Genomic DNA, 20,893 nt, shown 5'->3' with positions numbered 1-20,893 from the left:
AAAGGTTCGGTGCCGGGCCCGGGCCACTGCCAGGGCGCACACCGAAGACGCTGGCATGCTAACCGGATTTGGCACGCCTTATTCCTTGTAATAGACCAGCTGGTGGCTGGTGGCCAGCAAAACGCCCTGGGGCGACCAGATCTGCGCGGTCTGGTCAAAAAAGCCATCCCGAAAGCCCTGGCCCTGCGCCTGGGCCAGCACCGGCTGGGTACCCACGGCGGCCAATTGCTCGGCACTGGCATGCACATAGACCGTCAAGGACACGGTGCCCACCGGCACGCGCTTGGCGCGGCGCAGCCAGATGCGGGGAAAGAACACATCGCACAGCGAAGTCAGCGCCGGCACATCCAGGGGGCGCGGGGGCTCGTCGCCCACCCACATGCGGGTGAGACTCGGGCTGGCCGCGCCATCCCACTCGGTCGGGTAGCCGCCCAGCAGCGGGCGGATGTTGTAGCGGTTCAGCCATTCCACGCGGAAATCGGTGGTGTAGCGCTCCACCGCGCTGGCCGGCGGCACCTCGGGCATCGCGTATTCGTCGTCCGACCAGGTTTCGCGCGCCAGCGCCGTCATCGCCGTCGCGGTGGTCGTGGTGGACCACTGGCCCTGCGCATCCTGCTCGCGCAGGGTGATGATCCAGTGCTGGGTGCTGCGGTTGGTGCGGGCGGGGATGGCTTCGATCACATACGGCCGCTCGCCCACCGCACCAGCGTAGTTCACGGTGATTGCCACCAGATCCCCCAGGCGCTGCGGGTGCTGCAGCACCGCCTGTGCCACTTGGGCAGCTGTGATGCCGCCATAGGGCCCGACCATATTCCAGTAGTCCTTGCTGGCCTGCGCCGCGTACTGGTTCTGGCCGGTTGCTTCCATCGCCATGGCACGGTCAAAGGCATGGCGTTCGCTGTTGGTGGAGAGTTCACTCATTCGGACATCTTTCGCAGAAATTTTTGACTCCGCTGAAAACGCCTTGTGCCCGTACCAAGCCTTGCAAGGCTGGTAATGCAGTTGCATTTTCTGCCACCCGACAGTAGCAGCCAGCGGCATCTGCCGCAGCCTTGTGGGCGACAGATGCCGTGGCCTGCGCCGGTTTACACGCGCTCCAGAATGCCGGCCGCGCCCTGCCCCATGCCCACGCACATGGTCACCATGCCGTATTTGAGCTTGTTGCGCTGCAGCGCATGCACGACGGTGGCGGCACGGATGGCGCCTGTAGCGCCCAGCGGGTGGCCCAGCGCAATCGCGCCGCCCATGGGGTTGACCTTGGCCGGGTCCATGCCCAATTGCTCGATGACCGCCAGCGACTGCGCAGCAAAGGCCTCGTTCAGCTCGATCCAGTCCATGTCCTGCAAGGACAGGCCCGCATGGCGCAGCGCCACCGGGATCGCCTCAATCGGGCCAATGCCCATGATCTCGGGCGGCACGCCCTTGCTGGCATAGCTGACAAAGCGTGCCAGCGGCGTCAGGTTGAAGCGCTTGAGTGCCGCCTCGCTCACCACCAACAAGGCACCGGCGCCATCGCTGGTCTGCGAGCTGTTGCCGGCAGTGACCGAGCCACGCGCCGCAAACACGGTGCGCAGCTTGGCCAGGCCTTCGATCGAGGTGTCGGGGCGCGGTCCTTCATCCAGGCTGATGGTGCGCGAGCGGCTCACCGCCTCGCCCTTGGCAATGTCCACGCCCCGGTCGGTCACGGTGATCGGCGTGATCTCAGCGGCAAAATCGCCCGCCTGCTGCGCCGCCAGCGCGCGCTGGTGCGACTGCAGTGCAAAGGCATCCTGGGCATCGCGGCTCACCTTCCAGCGCTGCGCCACTTTCTCTGCCGTCAGGCCCATGCCGTAGGCAATGCCGACATCGCCTTCGCGCTCAAAGATGGACGGCGACAGCGATGGCGAGTTGCCCATCATCGGCACCATGCTCATGCTCTCGACGCCTGCGGCGATCATCGCATCGGCCTCGCCCACGCGGATGCGGTCGGCGGCCATCTGCAAAGCGGTCAGGCCCGATGCGCAAAAGCGGTTGACCGTCACCCCGCCCACTCCCACCGGCAGCCCTGCCAGCACCGCGCTGATGCGCGCCACGTTCAGGCCCTGCTGGGCTTCGGGGATCGCGCAGCCGCAGACCACATCCTCGACCGCCTGCGGATCCAGCCCCGGCGCCTGCGCCAGCACGGCCTTCATCGTGGTGGCCAGCAGGTCATCGGGGCGCATATTGCGCAGATAGCCTTTGTGCGACTTGCCAATCGGTGTGCGCGTCGCCGCAACGATGTAGGCGTCTTGAACTTGTTTACTCATGGTCACTCGTCCTCTGTATTCACCTCCCTCTCCCGCGTGCGGGAGAGGGCCGGGGTGAGGGCCTGCAGCACATGCGCAAGCACCTCATTCGTTTGTTGAACAACCTCATGGTTCCAAAACCGCAGAACCCGCAAGCCTTGCTGCCGCAACCACACCGCGCGCTGCCGGTCATAGGCTTGCGCCTGCAGATCCGCATGCTGGCCACCATCCACCTCAACCACCAGCCCATGCTCCAGGCAGACAAAATCCAGGATGTAAGGACCCAGCGGATGCTGTCTGCGGAACTTGGCGCCCGCCAGCTGGCGGTTGCGCAGGTGGCGCCACTGCAGTTGTTCTGCGGTGGTGGGGGATTGGCGCAGGGCGCGGGCCTGCTGCAGCCTGACATCCGCCCTCACCCCTGCCCTCTCCCGCTTGCGGGAGGGGGGGTTGGAGAGCAGGGCGTTGTTATGCATGCTGGGCCTTAATTGCGGACCGGCTTGCCGGTGTTCAGCATGCCCAGAATGCGCTCCTGGGTTTTTTCCTTCACGATCAGGTCGGTGAAGGCCTTGCGCTCCAGCGCCATCAGGTATTCCTCGTTCACGAGGGTGCCGGCATCCACGTCGCCGCCGCAGACCACATCCGCCATGTGGCTGGCAATCAGCATGTCGTGCTCGCTGATGAAGCCGCCTTCGCGCATGTTGACCAGGGTGCTGCGCAAGGTGGCTGCGCCACTGCGGCCGGCCACCGGGAAAGGCTTGCGCTGCGGTGGGCGCCAGCCCGACTGTGCCATGGCCTTGGCCTGCGTCAGCGCCACAAACAGCAGCTCGTCGCGGTGGGGCACGATGACATCATCGGCCTGCAAGTAGCCAATGGCCTGCGACTCCAGCGCGCTGGTGCCCACGGTGGCCTTGGCCGCTGCGGTAAAGCCGTTCGCCAGGAAGGGCAGCAGATCCGTGCCGGTGGAGTACTGCGCATGGCGCGCGGCCTGGTAGGCCACATTGGTGAGGCCGCCGGCGCCGGGCACCAGGCCCACGCCCATTTCGACCAGGCCGATGTAGCTCTCCATATGGGCCACGCGGCGCGCGCAGTGCAGCAGCAGCTCGCAGCCGCCGCCCAATGCCATGCCATGCACAGCGCCCACCACAGGGATCTGCGCATAGCGCACCGACAGGAAGAGCTGCTGCATCACCTGCTCGATCTGGTCGATGGCCATCGGGCCTTGCAGCGCAAAGGCCGGCATCATCGCCTGCAGATCGGCGCCCACGCTGAAAGGCGCATCGCCCGACCAGATGACCATCGCGTCAAATTCCTTCTCGGCCAGCGCCAGCGCGGCCTGCAGGTCTTCCATCACATCGGGGCTGATGGCGTGCATCTTGGTCTTGATGCTGAAGACCAGCACCTGGTCATCCAGGGTCCAGCTGCGCGAGGCCTTGCTCTCGGCCAGGGTACGGCCTGCCGTGCGCCAGTCCTGCGCGGGTGCGCTGGCCTCGCCGAGCACGCGTTCGGGGAAGAGCTGGCGCGCATACACCGGCAGATCGCGGCGCGGTACAAAGCGGTTCTCGGCCGCGCTCCAGGAGCCCTGCGCGGTATGCACGCCGCCAGCCTGCGCGACGGGGCCTTCAAACACCCACTGCGGCAGCGGCTCGGTGCTGAGCGCCTTGCCCGCGTCAATGTCTTCCTGCACCATCTTGGCCACCTGCAGCCAGCCGGCCTCTTGCCACAGCTCGAAGGGGCCTTGCTGCATGCCAAAGCCCCAGCGCATGGCCAGATCCACATCGCGGGCATTGTCGGCAATGTCCTTCAGGTGCACAGCGGCGTAGTGGAAGCTGTTGCGCAAGATGGCCCAGAGGAACTGGCCTTGCGCACCCTCGCTGTTGCGCAGCAGCTGCAGGCGCTCGCCGGCGGGCTTTTTCAGCATGCGGGTGTAGACATCATTGCCCTTTTCGCCCGAGGGCACATAGGCCTGGTGCTCGGGGTCAAAGCGCTCGATACCCATCTTGGTCTTGCGGTAAAAACCCGCCTTGGTCTTCTGGCCCAGCGCGCCATCGGCGATCAGCTTGGTCAACACCGCCGGCGTGCTGTAGCTGCCATAGAACGAGTCGCTCTGCGCGGTCAGCTGGGTCTGCATCGTCGCGATGACATGGGCCAGGGTGTCCAGGCCCACCACATCGGCAGTGCGGAAGGTGCCCGAGCTGGCACGGCCCAGCTTCTTGCCAGTCAGGTCGTCGACCACGTCGTAGCTCAGGCCAAAGCGATCGGCCTCGGCCATGGTGGACAGCATGCCGGCCACGCCGACACGGTTGGCAACGAAGTTGGGCGTGTCCTTGGCGCGGACGACGCCCTTACCCAGCTGGCTGGTGGCAAAGCTTTCGAGCTGGTCGAGCACCTGGGGCTCGGTCGCTGCGGTCGGGATCAGCTCCACCAACTGCATATAGCGCGGTGGGTTGAAGAAGTGGATGCCGCAGAAGCGGTGGCGCAGCTGTTCGGGCAGCGCCTCGGACAGCGCCGTGATCGACAGTCCCGAGGTGTTGGACGCCAGGATTGCATGGGACGCGACGAACGGCGCGATCTGGTGGTAGAGGTCGCGCTTCCAGTCCATGCGCTCGGCAATCGCCTCGATCACCAGGTCGCAGTCCTTGAGCTGCGCCAGGTGTTCTTCGTAGTTGGCCGGCGTGATCAGATCGGCTTCTGCCGCCACACCCAGCGGCGAGGGCTTGAGCTTTTTCAGGTTGGCAATGGCCTTCTGGGCAATTGCGCTTTTGGGGCCTTCCTTGGCCGGAAGGTCAAACAGCACCACCGGCACGCGCACATTGACGAGGTGGGCCGCAATCTGCGCCCCCATCACCCCGGCGCCGAGCACCGCCACTTTTTTCACCACAAATCGGGACATGGTTACTCCACTTTTGAGAGCCGCCAGCGCTTCTAAATTACAGGCTGGCAGCCAGTTTCAGTCAAACCTATTCGACGCGCGACCAGGTCTGCGTGCGGCCAAAGGGGCCGATCGATCCGCGCACATCGAGCTTGTTGCCGTTGTCGGCAGGCGTGAGCTTGAGGCTGTAGGTGCTGCCGTTTTCGGGGTCGAGGATCTTGCCGTCTTCCCAAACCGCCTTGCCTTGCGCCTGCTTGGCACCCCGGATGATCTCCAGCCCCACCAGCGGCTGGCCCTTGCGGTCATCGGTGCAGCGGTCGCAGACGGCCTGCGGATCAGCGCCCTTGCGCAGCAGCTTTTCCACCTTGCCGCTGAGCACCCCGCCGCTGTCGCTGATGCGCACCTCGGACTTGGGTTCACCGCTTTTCTCGTCAAAGGTGCGCCACAGGCCCACCGGCGACATGTCCGCAGCCAGCGCTGGCAGTGCCACCGCCAAGCTGCCAGCCACCATCAGCACAGGTTTCAGCAAGGTTTGCATCACGGTCTCCTCGGGTCGTTTTCGGCAGCACTGTAGGTGTCAAGCCAGCGCAGCGTCGGTGTTCATCAAGAGCTTGCTGCCGGTGCGCATGGTGCGCACGCGCAGGCCCGCCTCGGGGAACAGGCGCGCAAAGTAAAAGCGCGCGGTCTGCAGCTTGCCTTCATAGAAGGTCTTGTCGGCCACATCACCTTCGGCCAGTGCGCGCAGCGCGGTCTGGGCCATGCGTGCCCACCAGTAGCCCATCACCAGGTGGCCCATCACGCAGAGGTAGTCGGTGGCCGCAGCACCCACTTCGTCGGGGTTCTGCAGTGCCTTGAGGCCCAGCTCGGTGGTGATCCCGGTCATCTGGCCCGCCAGCTGCGCCAGCGGGTTGATGAAGTCGGCCATGCGCTCGTTGACGCCCTCTTCCTCCACGAGGCCCTGCACCAGCTTGCCCAGCGCCTTGAGCGCCGCACCCTGGTCGCCCAGCACCTTGCGGCCCAGCAGGTCCAGCGCCTGGATGCCATTCGTGCCTTCGTAGATCATGTTGATGCGCGCATCGCGCACCAACTGCTCCATGCCGGTTTCGTGGATGTAGCCATGGCCGCCAAACACCTGCTGGCACAGCACGGTCACCTCAAACCCCTTGTCGGTCAGAAAGGCCTTGAGGATGGGGGTGAGCAAGGCGACCTGCGCGGCATGGGCCTTGCGCAAGGCTTCATCGGGGTGGTTCAGCTCTTCGTCGACCAGTGCCGAGGTGGCGATCATCATTGCCCGGCCGCCTTCGCTGTAGGCCTTGGCGGTCAGCAGCATGCGGCGCACATCGGGGTGCACGATGATGGGGTCGGCCGGCAGGTCCTTGGCCTTGGTGCCCGAGAGGCTGCGCATCTGCAGCCGGTCCTTGGCATAGGCCAGTGCATTCTCGTAGGCCACGGCCATCAGGCCCAGCGACTGGTTGGCAACGCCCAGGCGCGCCGCATTCATCATCACGAACATGGCCTGCAGGCCCTTGTTGGCCTGGCCCACCAAGGTGCCCACGGCGCCATCGATGGCGATCTGTGCGGTGGCATTGCCATGGATGCCCATCTTGTGCTCCAGGCCCGAGCAGCTGATGGGGTTGCGCGCCCCCAGCGAGCCATCGGCGTTGACGAGGAACTTGGGTACCAGGAACAGGCTGATGCCCTTGCTGCCCTTGGGCGCATCGGGCAGGCGGGCCAGCACCAGGTGCACGATGTTGTCGGTCATGTCGTGCTCACCGGCGCTGATGAAGATCTTGTTGCCGGTGATCTTGTAGCTGCCATCGGCCTGGGGCTCGGCCTTGGTGCGCAGCAGACCCAGGTCGGTGCCGCAATGGGGCTCGGTCAGGCACATGGTGCCAGTCCACTCGCCGCTGGTGAGCTTGGGCAGGTAGAGCTTTTTCTGCTCGTCCGAGCCATACACATGGAGCGCCTCATAGGCGCCGTGCGACAGGCCGGGGTACATGGCCCAGGCCTGGTTGGCGCTGTTGAGCATTTCATACAGGCACTGGTTCAGCACAAAGGGCAGGCCCTGGCCGCCATAGGCGCTGTCGCAGGACAAGGCCGCCCAGCCGCCTTCCACATACTTGGCATAGGCCTCTTTGAAACCCTTGGGCGTCGTCACGCTCGAATCGGCCGGGTTGCGCGTGCAGCCTTCAGCATCGCCAGACAGGTTGAGCGGCTGCACCACTTCAACCGCGAACTTGCCGGCCTCTTCCAAGATCGCATCCATGGTGCCGCTGTCGACGTCGGCATAGGCGGGCAGCTGCGCAAAACGGGCGGGCAGGCCCAGCACTTCTTGCATGAGGAACTGCATGTCGCGCAGCGGCGGGGTGTACTGAGGCATGGAAAGTCCTTTGGAAAAATGACGAGGTCAAACAGAAACGGAAGCGGGCGCAGCCGCATCGGGCTGCGCCGCCAGGCAGGGGGCGAGCGCGGCATCGATCAAGGCAGCCTCGCGCTCGGGGTGGACGGCATAGCGCAGCAATACGCTACGCAACGCGGTGGCGGCATGCTTTAGCGCCAGCGGGCCGTGTAGAAAACGGGTTTCGTAGTGCAGCGACAAGATGATGCCGTGCAGCTCGAACAGCACCTGGTCGGGCGCTACATCGCTGCGCAGCTGGCCTTCGGTCTGCGACTGCACGATCGCCCGGCGCATCGCATCCATCCAGATGCGCACCGATTCGGACAGCGCATCGCGCACATCGCCAGGCCGGTCGTCGAACTCGACCGCGCCACTGATGTAGAGGCTGCCGTAGAGGCGGCTGGCGTCATTGGGCTGGGCGGTGCTGCCCATCCAGCCGGTGGCCATGTGCAGCAAACGGGCCAGCCCGCGCGGCACCTGCAGCGCCGGCACAAAGATTTCGCGCTCAAAGCGCTCGTGGTACTCGCGCACCACCGAGCACTGCAATTCCTCACGCGAGCCAAAATGGGCAAACACGCCGGACTTGCTCATCCCCATCGCCAGCGCCACCATGCCCAGCGACAGGCCATCGAGCCCCTCTTGCGCGGCCAGGGACAAGGCGGCATCCACAATCGCAGCACGCGTCTGGGCGCCTTTGGCCAGCTTGGCCATCTCGGCGGGAGCCGGTGTAGAGGCAAGGGATTTGGTCATAAATCAAAAATAGCACGGTCGTTCTTTTTTTGATTCTTGCACAAACCCAGTGTGCTGCCAACCGCTGCCGTGCAAAGCAAGGGTAAACCACGGCATGCGCAGACCCGCCATGAAAAAAGCTGCTGGCCCGGGCAGGCACAGCAGCTTTTGCGATGGAGTCAGCCGGCGTCAGTGCGCCATCAACGACAGGCAGCTGTCGAGCTGCTCGGTGGGCAGGCGCCGGAAATCAGAACGCGCAAAACGCTGCAGGCGGCCAATCAGGAACGACATCAGCACGCTGGAGCGCACATTGGCATCCACCGTCGGGGTGGCCGAGGCGTCAGCGCCGGGTACCACGCGCAGGCATTGGCGCAAGGTGGTCTCGATGCGCTCGAAGAACTGCTGCATGCGCTGCTGCAGGCGGGGGTTTTCGGACTGCAGCGCATCGCCGAGCATCACACGCACCATGCCAGGGTTGCGCTCGCCAAACTGCAGCACCATGGCCACCACGCGGTGGGCCTGGGCAATGCCATGCTCCACGGTCTTGGCGGGGTCGGGCACATCGCGGCCGGTGATCTGCACGGCCAGGCTGTAGACGGACTGCTCGATGAACTCGATCAGGCCCTCATACATCTGGGCCTTGCTGGCGAAGTGGCGGTACAGAGCCGCTTCGCTGATCGACATTTGCGCGGCCAGCGCTGCCGTGGTGATCCGGTCTGCGCCGGGCTGCTCCAGCATGGCTGCCAGCGTCTGCAGAATCTGGATTCGACGCTCTCCGGGTTTCGGACGTTTACGGGTAGGTGCCGGGTTAGCGGCTTCTAGCGACGCATCGACAAGGTCGGCGGCGAAAGAAGATTCTTGATCAGACATGCGTTGAATATGAGGCTGCACCCGACGCAGTCTCCCAACACCGCCAGGTATTTTTTATTGATAAAAGTAAGGCACTCGCCTCACAGGTTGCAAGCGCAACCCTGGGCCCTCTGTAACATCTTACTGCAAAAGAACTGCAGAAAAATGATAAAAATCATGTGCATTGCCAGATGCGCAACTCAATTACGCAATCAAATGTATCAATAACTACGAATCATTGTTCCGTAGGCCGTATCGGTCAGAATTTCGAGCAGCATCGCGTGTGGAACGCGGCCATCGACAATATGCACCGCATTGACACCGCTCTTGGCGGCATCAATGGCGCCGGCCAGTTTGGGCAGCATGCCGCCGGAAATGGTGCCGTCATCGATCAGCTCATCGATCTGGCGCGAGGTCAACTCGGTCAGCAACTGGCCTTGCTTGTCGAGCACACCGGGAATGTTGGTCAGCAGCATCAGCTTTTCCGCCTGCAGCACCGTGGCCAGCTTGCTGGCCACAACATCGGCATTGATGTTGTAACTTTCGTTGTTCTCGCCAAAACCGATCGGGCTGACCACCGGGATGAAGGCGTCGTCCTGCAGTGCCTTGACCACGCTGGGGTCGATAGACAGGATATCGCCGACCTGGCCCACATCGTGCTCGACCGATGGATCCTTGTTGTCCTTGAGCTTGAGCTTCTGGGCGCGGATCAGGCCGCCATCCCGGCCGGTCAGACCGACGGCCTTGCCGCCGGCCTGGTTGATCAGGCCCACGATGTCCTGCTGCACTTCGCCGGCCAGCACCCACTCCACCACCTCCATGGTCTCGGAGTCGGTCACGCGCATGCCCTGCACGAACTTGCCTTCCTTGCCCAGGCGCTTCAACGCATTTTCGATCTGCGGGCCGCCACCATGCACCACCACAGGGTTGATGCCCACGAGCTTGAGCAGCACCACGTCTTCGGCAAAGTCGGCCTGCAGTTCGGGGTCGGTCATCGCATTGCCGCCGTACTTGATGACCATGGTCTTGCCATGGAACTTGCGGATGTAGGGCAGCGCCTGCGCCAGAATTTCAGCCTTGTCGCGCGGGGCAATGGAGAGAGAAGGAGTCGTCATGGTTGCAGGCCTTTACAGCAGCGGAGAAGATGCAAAACGCGCATTGTGCCCCAAAGTGCCGCCTGCCTGCTGATCAGCGAATCCAGCCCGGCAGCTTGAAGCGCACGATCACCAGATAGGCAGCGACGTAGGAGACACAGAACAGCGCGCAGAAACCGATCAGGATATAGGTGTTGCGCCAGAACAGGACCGCCGGCACCACGGTGAGCATAGTGAACGCCCACAAATACGGAGCGGTCCGGTTATTGCGCCGCAGCATGCGGCGTGCGGCATTTTCATCGAGCACGCTGCGCACGATACGGCGGTAGATCAGCTGGTGCAGGTGCAGCGCATCGGCCATGCCCGGCGAGTCCCCCCGGGCCAGCTTGCGGTAGATGGAGAACATCGTCTCCCAGACCGGATAGATGAGCAGCAGCATCGGGAACCAGGGTGAGACGATGGGGTGGCGCTGCACCAGGGTGATGCTGCAAAAGGCGATCACGATGCCCCAGACATAGGCGCCGCCATCACCGGCAAACAGCTGGCCCATGGGGTAGTTCCAGAACATGAAGCCCAGGGTGGCCGCTGCGGTGATCACCAGGATCGCCGCCAGCTCCCGGTCGCCCAGCTGCAGCGCCACATGGGTGAGCGCCGCGCAGATGATGACCGCCACCATGCCGGCCAGCCCGTTGTAGCCATCGATGATGTTGAAGGCATGCGGCAGGCCCGCAATCGCCAGCACGGCCAGTGCCATGCCCAGCCAAGGCGCGGCACTCAGTGCCGCGTCCATCCAGACCAGGCCCATGCGCGGCACCGTCATGCCCAGCAGGTAGACGGCCAGCAAGCCGGTCAGCAAGGTCAGGATCAGGCGGTAGCGCACGGTCATGCGCTGGGTCATGTCCTCGGCAATGCCGCCCGCCACGGCGGGCAGCATGGCCATGAAGAAGTAGAGCACCCACTGGTTCCAGTGCAATGCATTGCCGTAGTAGCCCCACCAGTTCTGCACCCCGGCGACGCCGACCGTCAGCACCAGGCTGCTGAACATGGCCAGGCCGCCCAGACGCGGGATATGGCCGACGTGGAAGCGCTGGGGCAAATCCTTGCCATAGCGTTTGGCGTGGCCGCGCATGCGGCGCACGATGAAACCCGCGCCAATCAGCGTACAGAGAAAAGCGACCACTGCCAGGAAAATCATTATTCGGTCATCGTGAGTGCTGCGGTGGGGGTGCGCCGGAGCAAGGCCCGGGCGCGCCAGAAAACTGCCGAGGCCCACAGCCGCAGCAAGCTGCGAATATGCCACAAAGCATGGCGGGCCCGGCGGTGGCTGGCCCGCTGGCCGGCATGGCCCACCACACAATCCGCGCGCGCCAAGGTCCAGCCCGCAAGGCGCAGGCGCAGGCAGAGCTCCACATCCTCGCAGTACATGAAGTACGCGGTATTGAGCCCGCCAATGCCCTGCCAGACTGCGGTAGGTAGCAGCCACATCGCGCCATTGACCCACTCGGCGCGGGTTTCCCGCCGTTTGACTGCATAGCGGCGCAGCAAGGACCAGGGGGTGGGCAGCTCCCGCTCGCTGTCCTGCAGCTGGCCATGTTCATCCACCTGCATCGGGTAGGCCAGGCCCACGCCTTGGCGCTGCAGCGCGCGCACCAGGGCCGGAAAGGGATTGCCGCCGCGCAGGTCCACATCGGGGTTCAGCACGCAGACCAATGGCTCGGCCGCGCCAGCCAAAGCGGCATTGTGGTTGGCGGAAAAACCTTGCGGCACCGTGTTGTGGCGCAGCTCCAGCACAAAGGGCCAGCCGCTGGCAGGCGCCACAGGCGCAGGCTCGGGCAGGTTCAAGGTCAGCACCACACGGCTGACAACTGCGCCGCCCGCGCCATGCACGGCCAAGGCATCGAGCAGCTGCTGCACCATCGTGCCATGGCCATGGCTGACCACGGACAAGGCGATGGGCGGGAGTGGAGAGGTGGGGCTGGCGGACATCAGCGGGCATTATCCATCAGCGGTCAGCCCAGAAATCTGCCCGCCGTCCACGTGTAACAGCGCGCCTCAGTACAAACGCAGCGCCAGCAGCACGCGCAGGATCAGCGTGTCGACTGCGCTCATGCGCCAGTAATAGTGCTGGGCCGAGGCGCGCAGCGCAGTGATCCAGCTGCTGCGCGAGCGGATCAGCATGCGCAGCTGGCGGCGCTGGGCATCGGGCAGGCTGGGGCCATGCAGCCGGTCAAACTCGCTCAGCTGGTCGATCCAGCCTGGGCCGGCCTGGCGCAGCCGGCGCCAAAAGCGCTGCACGCGCGCCCACTGGCCGGCCAGGCCCTGCTTTTGCATGCCGATGGTGTTGCTGCCATGCTGGCGGTAGAGGATGTGGCTCTCGCTGTCGAACACCACCCGGCCAAAGGCCGATACCACCAGGTAGGCCCACCAGTCATGCGCCAGGCAAAAGCCCGGGCGCTGGGACAGCAGGCGCTCGCGCGCCGCACTGTTGAGGGCTATCGTGCAACCGGTCGCAATGTTCTGCACCAGCGCATTGCCCCAGCCGATGGCGCTGCGGTCATAATCGGGCGAGGGGCCGATGGGCTGCAGCTCACGGTCCACATACTGGGTGCGCGAGCAGTACAGTGCCGCGCCCTGCTCCGCGGTCAATAGCGCCAACGCGCGGCTCACCTTGCTGGGCAGCCAGACATCGTCCTGGTCGCAGAAAAAATAGAAATCATAGCCCGCGCCCACGTTTTGCAATAATTCGTAAAAACTAGCTACAAAACCAAGGTTCGGCCCTGCCTGGCAATGGATGTTCGGATGGATGCTGGCATAGCGCCGGACAATGGCCAGGCTCTGGTCGCTCGAGCCATCGTCGCGCACCCAGATATCGCAACCTGCATGGCTCTGCGCCAGCAGGGAATCAAGCTGCGCAGGCAGAAACCGTTCGCCATTGAATGTAGACAATAGAATTGCCACACGATTTTGCTTGTCAGTCATTCATTGTTCACCTGCCTGTGCAGGCCTATCCCGGCAGAATTCCTATCCATTCCCATATCCATGACCCGCGAACACCACGTCTACACCCGCCACATCGATCTCCAGCAACGCAGCTCGCTGTCCGTGCTGGCGAACAAGATACAGCCGGGCGCCCGTGTGCTCGATCTGGGCTGCGGCCCAGGTGTGCTGGGCCAGTACCTGCAGCAGCACAAGGCCTGCATCCTGGATGGGGTGACGTTCAGTGCCGAAGAGGCCGCGCTCGCCAGGCCGTATTATCGCGATCTCGCTGTGGCGGATCTGGAACAGATCAACCTGGCTGAGGCTTTTACGCGGCGTCAGTATGACTATATCGTTTGCGCCGATGTCCTGGAGCACCTGCGCCAGCCCGAGCAATTGCTGGCCGACTGCCGCGATCTGCTGGCCGAGAACGGGGAAATCCTGGTCTCCATCCCCAACGCCGGCTACTGCGGTCTGGTGATGGAGCTGATGCAGGGCGAGCTGCGCTACCGCGAGGAAGGCCTGCTCGACCGCACACATCTGCGCTTTTTCACGCGCCAGTCGCTGCTGCGGCTGATGAAAGAGGGCCAGTGGAGCGTGCAATCGCTGGAGACCGTCGATCGCCCGCTCGACGAATCCGAGTTTGCCCGCACCACCGCCGACAGCCTGCCACCCGCGGTGATGCGCTACCTGCTGGCCCAGCCCGATGCGCTGGCCTACCAGTTCATCTGCAGCATCCGCCCCAGCAGCGATGCCGCCGCCGCCCAGGCCCATGCACTGCTGGCGATCGAGAGCGAGGCCAACACCGCACATGCCAGCTTCACCACCAACCTGTACTGGGCCGATGCCGGCCAGTTCAGCGAGTCGCACAAGCTGATTGCCAAGGGCCAGATCGGCGCGCTGCAGCAGAACATTCGCTTTGCGCTGCCTCGCTTTGAAGGCGCCCAGCCGAGCTTGCGCTGGGACCCGGCCGACCGCCCCGGCTTTTTGCACCTGCACGCGGTGCGCCTGTATGACGCGAGCGGCGCGCTGCGCTGGCGCTGGCAGGCGGACCAGCCCGAAGCCCTGACGCAGGTGCCGCACAGCCAGATCAGCTGGCAGCCGGCCCCCGCCACCGCGCCGGGCAGCACCTTGCTGTTGCTGACCGGCGACGACCCGCACCTGCACCTGCCGATTGCGCCGGCGCTGCTGCAGGACTGCTTGCAGACGGAAGGTGCGGTGCTCGAAGTCAGCCTGGGCTGGCCCATGTCCGCCGACTATGCGGCGCTGGCCGATAGCGCCCAGGAACTGCAGGCCCGCATCCGCCATGCTGACACCGAGGTGTTGCGCGCGCAGCAGGCCCAGGCCGATGCCCACACGCAGCTGCGCCAGTTGCAGGCCCATATGCAGGACCAGCGCCAAAACCTGGAAGAAGCCATTGCCCAGCAGCAGGAGCACATCCAGGGCCAGCAGACGCATATCAACAATCTGCAAACCCATCTGAGCAATATCGAGGCCTCGGAGGCCTACCGCGTCGGCCAGAAACTGGCCAGCGCCAAGGCCCGGCTGCGCGGCCGGCCTGCGCCCGCCCCGCCCGTCGTGCATGTGCCCGAGCCCGAGCCTGTGCAAGCAGTGGAGGCATTCGATGCAGCGGAGGTGAGCGCTGAGACGCAGGATGAGGCGGTGCCCGCCATCGTGGTCGAGGAAGCAAGTCCCTCTGAAACGCTGGCCGAACCCGTGCGCCCGCTGGCAGCAGCCCAGCCCGCGACCATGGTTGACATCATCGTCCCGGTGTACCGGGGCCTGGGCGATACGCAGCGCTGTCTGCAGTCGGTGCTGCAGGCGGCCACGCAAACCAACAGCCAGCTGGTGGTGATCAATGACGCCAGTCCCGAGCCGGAGCTGACCGCCTGGCTGCGCGAACTGGCCCAGCAGGACAGCCGGGTGCACCTGCTGGAAAACGACAGCAACCTGGGCTTTGTGGCCACCGTGAATCGCGGCATGGCGCTGAACCCCAGCCATGATGTGCTGCTGCTCAACAGCGACACGGAGGTGTCCCACGAATGGCTGGACCGCCTGCACCGGGCGGCCTACAGCGCAGAAGATGTGGGCAGCGTCACGCCGCTGTCCAACAACGCGACGATCTGCAGCTACCCGCGCTTTTGCGAAAAGAATGCGTTGCCCGCAGATGCCGACCTGCTGCGCCTGAACCATCTGGCTGCCAGCGCCAATGCCGGGCAGACGGTCGAGGTGCCCACCGGCGTCGGCTTTTGCATGTACATCCGCCGCGACTGCCTGGCGCAGACCGGCCTGTTTGATGTGGCGCATTTCGGCAAGGGCTACGGCGAAGAAAACGACTTCTGCATGCGCGCCCATGACCTGGGCTGGCGCCATCTGCTGGCGCTGGACAGCGTGGTGCTGCACACCGGCGGCGTCAGCTTCGGCGACAGCAAGACGCCGCGCGAGCAGGCCGCCTACCAGACCCTGCTGCAGCTGCATCCCGCTTACGACAGCCTGGTGCAAGCCCACTTGAAAGCCAACCCGGCCCAGGCCGCGCGCAATGCCATCGACAAGGCCCGCCTGCGCCAGCACCCGCTGCCGCGCATTCTGATGGTGTTGCACAACGCCGGCGGCGGCACCCTGCGCCATGTCAAGGAGCTGGCCCACAGCCTGCGTGACCGCGCGGTATCACTGGCCCTGACGCCGCTGGAAGACAACTACATCCGCCTGCAGTGGCTGGATGCGGCCGAGGGCTATGACGAGGAGTTCCACTGGCCCACGCAATCGGAAGCACTGGTAGCGCTGCTGCGTGAGCTGGGCGTGAGCCATATCCACTTCCACCACCTGATGGGCCTGAACCTGGAAGTGATGCGCCTGCCCGAGCTGCTGGGCGTGCGCTATGACTTCACCGCGCACGATTACTACGCCATCTGCCCGCAGATCAACCTGATGGAGCCCACGCACAATGCGCGCTATGCGGCGCTGGGTGTGGCCCAGTGCCCACAATGTTCGGGGGCCGAGCCCGCGCCCACTGGCGAGTACATCGATGCCTGGCGCATGCGGCACCGCCTGTTCCTGAACCAGGCGCGCTATGTGCTGGCCCCGAGCAAGGATGCCGCGCTGCGCATGCACCATTACTTCCCCGATGCGCCGGTGCGCTATGTCACCCACCATGACATCCCCGATCCAGCGACGCTGCCCGTGCCCAAGGGACAACCGCTGGCGCCCCATGCGCATCTGCGCGTTTTCATCCTCGGCGGCGTCAGCCTGGCCAAGGGAGGCGATGTGATGGAAGCGGTGGCACTGGCTGCTGCCCAGAGCGAAGCGCCAGTCGAGCTGCACCTGCTGGGCTACCCGCACCGCCGCATGCGCACCCAGCCCCATGCCAGCCTGACCATACACGGACCCTACGACGATGCCGACCTGCCCGCACTGATGGCGCGCCTGCAGCCCGATGTGGTCTGGTTCCCGGCGCTGTGGCCCGAGACCTATAGCTACACCTTGAGCGCCTGCCTTCAGGCCGGCGTGCCGGTGATCGCGCCCGATATTGGCGCCTTCCCCGAGCGTCTGGCTGGCCGCCCCTGGACCTGGCTGCGTCCCTGGAGCACGTCGGCCGACGAATGGCTGGCGCTGATGCAGGACATTCGCCAGCGCCAGTACATCGAAGGCCAGCCACCGCTGCCTGCGCCGGCGGCTGCGGTCGACCTGAAGGCCCAGCACCTGCAGCCCTGGAGCTACGGACACGATTACCTGACGGGCCTGCGCCAATCCCCCCATTAAATAAAATGGCCCGATAGTGCTTGCAAATCAAGCACCCCTGCTACAAAAACCAAGAGCCGCTCCTTGTCATCCACTCTCTCTACCTTGCGCAAGCTGCCCCACAAGCTGCGCCAGCTGGCCCGCAGCATGTACCTGCTGGCCGCCGATCCCCGCCAACTGGGCAGCAACAGCCGCCGGCTCTGGCGCGCCTGGCGCACCGGTGGCACCCCAATGCTCAAGCACCAGCTGCTGTCCTTGGGCCACCCTGATGCCCCGACTGTACCGGTCGCCCCCACCGATGCCTGGCAGGACTACCAGCAGCGCTTGGCCAGCGAGGTGCTGCCGGTGCTGCGCGCCGAAATTGCAAGCTTGACGCAGCCGGTCAGCATCTCGATCTTGGTGCCCACCTACAACACCGACCCGGCCATGTTGACCGCGATGGTCGATTCGGTGCGCGCCCAGATCTACCCGCACTGGGAACTGTGCATTGCCGACGATGCCTCCACCCAGCCCCATGTGCGCAGCATGCTGCAAGAACTGGCCGCGCAGGAGCCCCGTATCAAGCTGCACCTGGGCGAGCGCAACCATGGCGTATCGCACGCCAGCAACCGGGCGCTGGCGCTGGCCACCTCTCCCTTTGTGGTGCTGCTGGACCATGACGACCTGCTCCAGCCCCAGGCCATCTACCGCGTCGTCCAAAGCGTCATGGCCGATGACCCGGACATGCTGTACTCGGACGAAGTCCTGGTCAGCCCTGATGGCAAGCAGGTGCTGCAGTACTTCCACCGCCCGGCCTTCTCGCCCGAATACCTGCGCAGCCACCCCTATATCGTGCACATGGTGGGCTTTCGCACGGCGTTGCTGCGCAGCCTGGGCGGCTTTGATGAGGCCCTGGGCATTTCGCAGGACTACGATCTGATTCTGAGAGTCAGCGAGGCGGCCAGCCGCATCGTGCACCTGCCTGAACTCCTCTACCAATGGCGTACCCACACCGGCTCGGCCGGCCACGACAAGATGGCCCAGGTGATGGCCACCTCGACTGCGGTGCTGCAACGCCATCTGGACCGCAGCGGCATCGCGGCGCGCTCGGCCGCCGGCGTGTCCTTCAACTTCTTTGAGACGCAGCACCAGATCGCCGATGGCCAGCGTGTGGCCATCATCATCCCGACCAAGAACTACGGCAGCCTGGTGCGCCAGTGCGTGGACAGCATCCGCGCCACCGTGCAGCATGCCGCCTACGACCTGATCGTGATCGACCATGACTCGACCGAGCAGGCCAGCCTGGACTACTTTGCCCAGTTGCAGCAAGAGGGCACTGCCACCGTGCTGCGCTACCAGGGGCCCTTCAATTTCTCGGCCATCAACAACTGGGCCGTGCGCCAGCTGACCCGCCCCTACAGCCACTACCTGTTCTGCAACAACGACATCGAGGCGCTGGAGAGCGGCTGGCTGGAGCACATGCTGTCGCAGTGCCAGGACCCGAGCGTCGGCATGGTGGGCGCGCAGCTGCTCTACCCCGACCGCACGTCGATCCAGCACGCCGGCGTCTGCGTAGGCGCCTTCGGCATTGCCGAGCACTATGGCAAGTTCTTGAAGCTGCCTCCCGACCGCGTCGACATCGCCTTCATGGGCCGCCTGGTCAGCACGCACGAAGTATCTGCCGTGACCGCCGCCTGCCTGCTGATGCGCAAGGATGCGTTTGATGCCATCGACGGCTATGACGAGAAGCTGGCCGTGGGCTTTGGCGATGTGGACCTGTGCCTGCGCACCCTGCAGCTGGGCTGGCGTGTGCTGTACTGCCCGCAAGCCACATTGATCCACCATGAATCCATCACCCGGGGCAAGGCCGAAGGCTATGACCCGCACCCCGAGGATTCGGCATTGTTCGCCAGCCGCTGGCGCGATTTCCTGGACCAGGGCGATCCGTACTTCCACCCCGCTTTTGAAGTGCGCCACACCTGCTGGCTGGTGCGCACCCCTTTGCACTGCCAGCCCTCGATCAACCGCCGCCTCTTCAGCCGCAGCGGCCTGGGCCAGCGCATGCAGCGTTTGAGCTACAGCGCCAGTGTCTCCGAACCGTTGCAGCACGCAGTGGCTGCGGCAGGCAATCAGCCCGCCGCCTGACGTAAAACGGGCCGTGGCCCTCTACGGGCTGCCGGCCCATGATCAAACGGGACGCTGCAGCAGCAAAAAGATCTCGTTGTTGGTCAGTACCTCGCGCGGGTACGGCGCCAGCAAGACCTCGGGCACCGGCTCGGGCTCATAGTGGCGGCGCTCTTCGCGTGCCACCGTAAACCCCGCTTCCTTGGCCAGCGCCACTAGCTCGTCGGCGGTCAGGCGGTTGAGCTCCTGGTATTCCTTGAACACAAAGCGCTTGTAGCCCTCCGGCCCAAAATCGGCAAAGCCAAAGTCCACCTCATCGGGGCTGAGTTCACCGTCATAGGCTGCTATCACCTTCCAGAGCGCATCCTCATCCACCAGCAGGTGGTGCCAGGCAACGCTGTCATAGCGGCGCAGGTGCGAGCCAAAGGCCGAGTAGAACAGCGGCTCGATCTGCAAGAAGAAATGCCCGCCCGGCTTCAGGCAGGCCAGCAGGTCTTTCAGGATGGGCAGCAACTGGTCGCGCTGCACATGCTCAAAGGTGGACCAGCTCATGATGCCGTCGTAGAGCGGCGCCTGGCCCGCCAGCGGCGCGCTGGGCGTGATCGTCTGAAAACTCAGTGCGGCCGGAATGCGTTGCAGGCCCAACTGCTCCTGCGCAATGCGGGGCAGCTTGGCGTATTCCTGCCGCACATCAACGCCGTGGATGGCCGCAGCGCCATGGCGCAGCACCAGGGCCAGATCGGTGATGCCATCGCCGCAGCCAAACTGCAGCAGGCGGGCGGTGCTCACATCCATCACCGGGCTGAGCCACTGCGCCACCACATCGGATGCGTAGTGGAAGTGGGAGCGGAACCACTCGTCAGTGATCCGGCTGTCGTCAAACGCGGGCAGGCCCAGCAGCTTTTCACGCAATTGCGCCAGGCGGCGCATACGGTTTCCGCGGTTCATGAGGGCTTTCGCAGCACGTACACGTCCTGGTGGTTCCAGAACTGCACGGGGGAGAAATATTCGAGCTTGTCGGCGCCCACGGTCTCGGAAATGCGCGCGCGCACAAAGGCTTCCGTCGTAAAGGCCGTGCCGTACTCGTTCGGATCGATGGCGTTCGATTCGCTCGACGGCGCAAAGAAAAAGCCCTCGTCATCGAGCGGCACGCTGTCAAACCGGGCCGCCTTGATGCCGTGCGTGCTGAACACCAGAATGCCACCCGGAGACACCAGGCTGTACAACACCTGCAGCCAACGGCCCCAGGTGCTGCGCGGCAGATGGCTGAACAGCGACAGCACAAAGACCGTGTCGTACTGGCGCGGGGCCACCAGTTGCTCAGGCACGCTGGCCGAAACGAAGCCCTGCACACCAAAGGTGCGCTGCGCGAAGTCCACCGCATCAGGCACCACATCCGACACCGTCACTTTGTCAGGGCCCAGCAGGTGGGCCAGGTGGCGGGTGAAGCGGCCATGGCCGCTGGCAAACTCCAGAAAATGCTGGCTCTGCACCAGCGGCTGACCGACCCGTTCCATCACCGTCATCAGCTCGGCCAGGGTGCGCCAGCCATCGGCCAGATAATCGCGCAGCGGGTTGTTGCTGCTGGGGTGGCCAGCAAAGAAGCCAAAAATATCATCGGCCGTGGAGATGCTGCAGTCCAGCCCCATGATGTTGCGGAACGAGCCGGTCAGCCCATGCTGCTCGATCAGCGCATGCGCTGCCAGCATCACGTCCTTTTCGGCACGGGCACGCAGCAGCAGGCCCGAGGCCGCTTCAAAATTGCCATTGGCCAGCATCAGCTGGGCTTCGGCCAGCAACTGCTGGCCCTGGCTGGTCGCAGAGGGAGAATTCGTGGTCATAAATCTGGGGGCGGTGGGCACGCCAGCGCAGA

The 20,893-nt window shown here is 64.6% G+C and carries 16 protein-coding genes; 2 read left to right on the top strand and 14 right to left on the bottom strand.

The annotated features are described in order from the left end of the window. Positions 1–78: 78 nt before the first annotated feature. From ACHWUQ_RS05570 to ACHWUQ_RS05515, 12 genes are all read right to left on the bottom strand, one after another. Positions 79–921 carry a thioesterase family protein gene (locus tag ACHWUQ_RS05570; protein ID WP_312835661.1) on the bottom strand — a complete coding sequence of 281 codons (843 nt, stop codon included), beginning with the start codon at positions 919–921 and terminating at the stop codon, positions 79–81. 164 nt (positions 922–1,085) lie between these two features. Continuing rightward, complete coding sequence (locus ACHWUQ_RS05565; RefSeq protein ID WP_394680556.1) at positions 1,086–2,285, bottom strand: acetyl-CoA C-acyltransferase; 1,200 nt, start codon at positions 2,283–2,285, stop codon at positions 1,086–1,088. 2 nt (positions 2,286–2,287) lie between these two features. Then, positions 2,288–2,737, bottom strand: a complete 450-nt coding sequence (locus ACHWUQ_RS05560) for an endonuclease domain-containing protein (protein WP_394680555.1) — start codon at positions 2,735–2,737, stop codon at positions 2,288–2,290. Between the two features lie 8 nt (positions 2,738–2,745). Beyond that, positions 2,746–5,154, bottom strand: coding sequence for a 3-hydroxyacyl-CoA dehydrogenase/enoyl-CoA hydratase family protein (locus ACHWUQ_RS05555; RefSeq protein WP_394680554.1), 2,409 nt, complete (start codon positions 5,152–5,154; stop codon positions 2,746–2,748). 67 nt (positions 5,155–5,221) lie between these two features. Then, complete coding sequence (locus ACHWUQ_RS05550; protein ID WP_394680553.1) at positions 5,222–5,671, bottom strand: DUF2147 domain-containing protein; 450 nt, start codon at positions 5,669–5,671, stop codon at positions 5,222–5,224. A 39-nt stretch (positions 5,672–5,710) separates the two neighbouring features. Next, positions 5,711–7,513 carry an acyl-CoA dehydrogenase C-terminal domain-containing protein gene (locus ACHWUQ_RS05545; protein WP_394680552.1) on the bottom strand — a complete coding sequence of 601 codons (1,803 nt, stop codon included), beginning with the start codon at positions 7,511–7,513 and terminating at the stop codon, positions 5,711–5,713. Positions 7,514–7,540: 27 nt separating this feature from the next. After that, a complete protein-coding gene (locus tag ACHWUQ_RS05540; RefSeq protein ID WP_312528890.1) occupies positions 7,541–8,281 on the bottom strand; it encodes a TetR/AcrR family transcriptional regulator in 741 nt (246 codons plus the stop codon). 168 nt (positions 8,282–8,449) lie between these two features. Next, entirely contained in the window at positions 8,450–9,130 is a 681-nt protein-coding gene (gene slmA / locus ACHWUQ_RS05535; RefSeq protein WP_239810591.1) for a nucleoid occlusion factor SlmA, read from the bottom strand. Positions 9,131–9,330: 200 nt separating this feature from the next. Beyond that, positions 9,331–10,224: an acetylglutamate kinase gene (argB, locus tag ACHWUQ_RS05530; protein ID WP_239810590.1), complete on the bottom strand. Its 894-nt coding sequence runs from the start codon at positions 10,222–10,224 to the stop codon at positions 9,331–9,333. A 73-nt stretch (positions 10,225–10,297) separates the two neighbouring features. Continuing rightward, entirely contained in the window at positions 10,298–11,398 is a 1,101-nt protein-coding gene (locus tag ACHWUQ_RS05525; RefSeq protein ID WP_312528888.1) for a glycosyltransferase, read from the bottom strand. After that, the gene (locus tag ACHWUQ_RS05520) at positions 11,398–12,189 is read right to left on the bottom strand and encodes a glycosyltransferase family 2 protein (protein ID WP_394680551.1); all 792 of its coding nucleotides are present in this window, start codon (positions 12,187–12,189) and stop codon (positions 11,398–11,400) included. The genes ACHWUQ_RS05525 and ACHWUQ_RS05520 overlap by 1 nt, the downstream gene beginning before the upstream one ends. A gap of 66 nt (positions 12,190–12,255) precedes the next feature. Further along, positions 12,256–13,161, bottom strand: a complete 906-nt coding sequence (locus ACHWUQ_RS05515; protein ID WP_394680550.1) for a glycosyltransferase family 2 protein — start codon at positions 13,159–13,161, stop codon at positions 12,256–12,258. Between the two features lie 81 nt (positions 13,162–13,242). Between ACHWUQ_RS05515 and ACHWUQ_RS05510 the strand changes: the two genes are divergently transcribed. After that, positions 13,243–16,938, top strand: coding sequence for a methyltransferase domain-containing protein (locus ACHWUQ_RS05510; RefSeq protein ID WP_394680549.1), 3,696 nt, complete (start codon positions 13,243–13,245; stop codon positions 16,936–16,938). Positions 16,939–17,001: 63 nt separating this feature from the next. Next, complete coding sequence (locus ACHWUQ_RS05505) at positions 17,002–19,041, top strand: glycosyltransferase family 2 protein (protein ID WP_394680548.1); 2,040 nt, start codon at positions 17,002–17,004, stop codon at positions 19,039–19,041. A gap of 42 nt (positions 19,042–19,083) precedes the next feature. Here the strand turns inward: ACHWUQ_RS05505 and ACHWUQ_RS05500 are convergent, their stop codons facing one another. Then, positions 19,084–19,968 carry a class I SAM-dependent methyltransferase gene (locus tag ACHWUQ_RS05500; RefSeq protein ID WP_394680547.1) on the bottom strand — a complete coding sequence of 295 codons (885 nt, stop codon included), beginning with the start codon at positions 19,966–19,968 and terminating at the stop codon, positions 19,084–19,086. Then, a complete protein-coding gene (locus ACHWUQ_RS05495) occupies positions 19,965–20,861 on the bottom strand; it encodes a class I SAM-dependent methyltransferase (protein ID WP_394680546.1) in 897 nt (298 codons plus the stop codon). The genes ACHWUQ_RS05500 and ACHWUQ_RS05495 overlap by 4 nt, the downstream gene beginning before the upstream one ends. Positions 20,862–20,893 lie beyond the last annotated feature (32 nt).

The sequence above is a fragment of the uncultured Comamonas sp. genome, from assembly GCF_964277875.1.
Lineage (GTDB): Bacteria > Pseudomonadota > Gammaproteobacteria > Burkholderiales > Burkholderiaceae_C > Comamonas > Comamonas sediminis.
The sequence above is the reverse complement of the archived record's forward strand: the minus strand, read 5'-3'. Positions and strand labels throughout refer to the sequence as shown.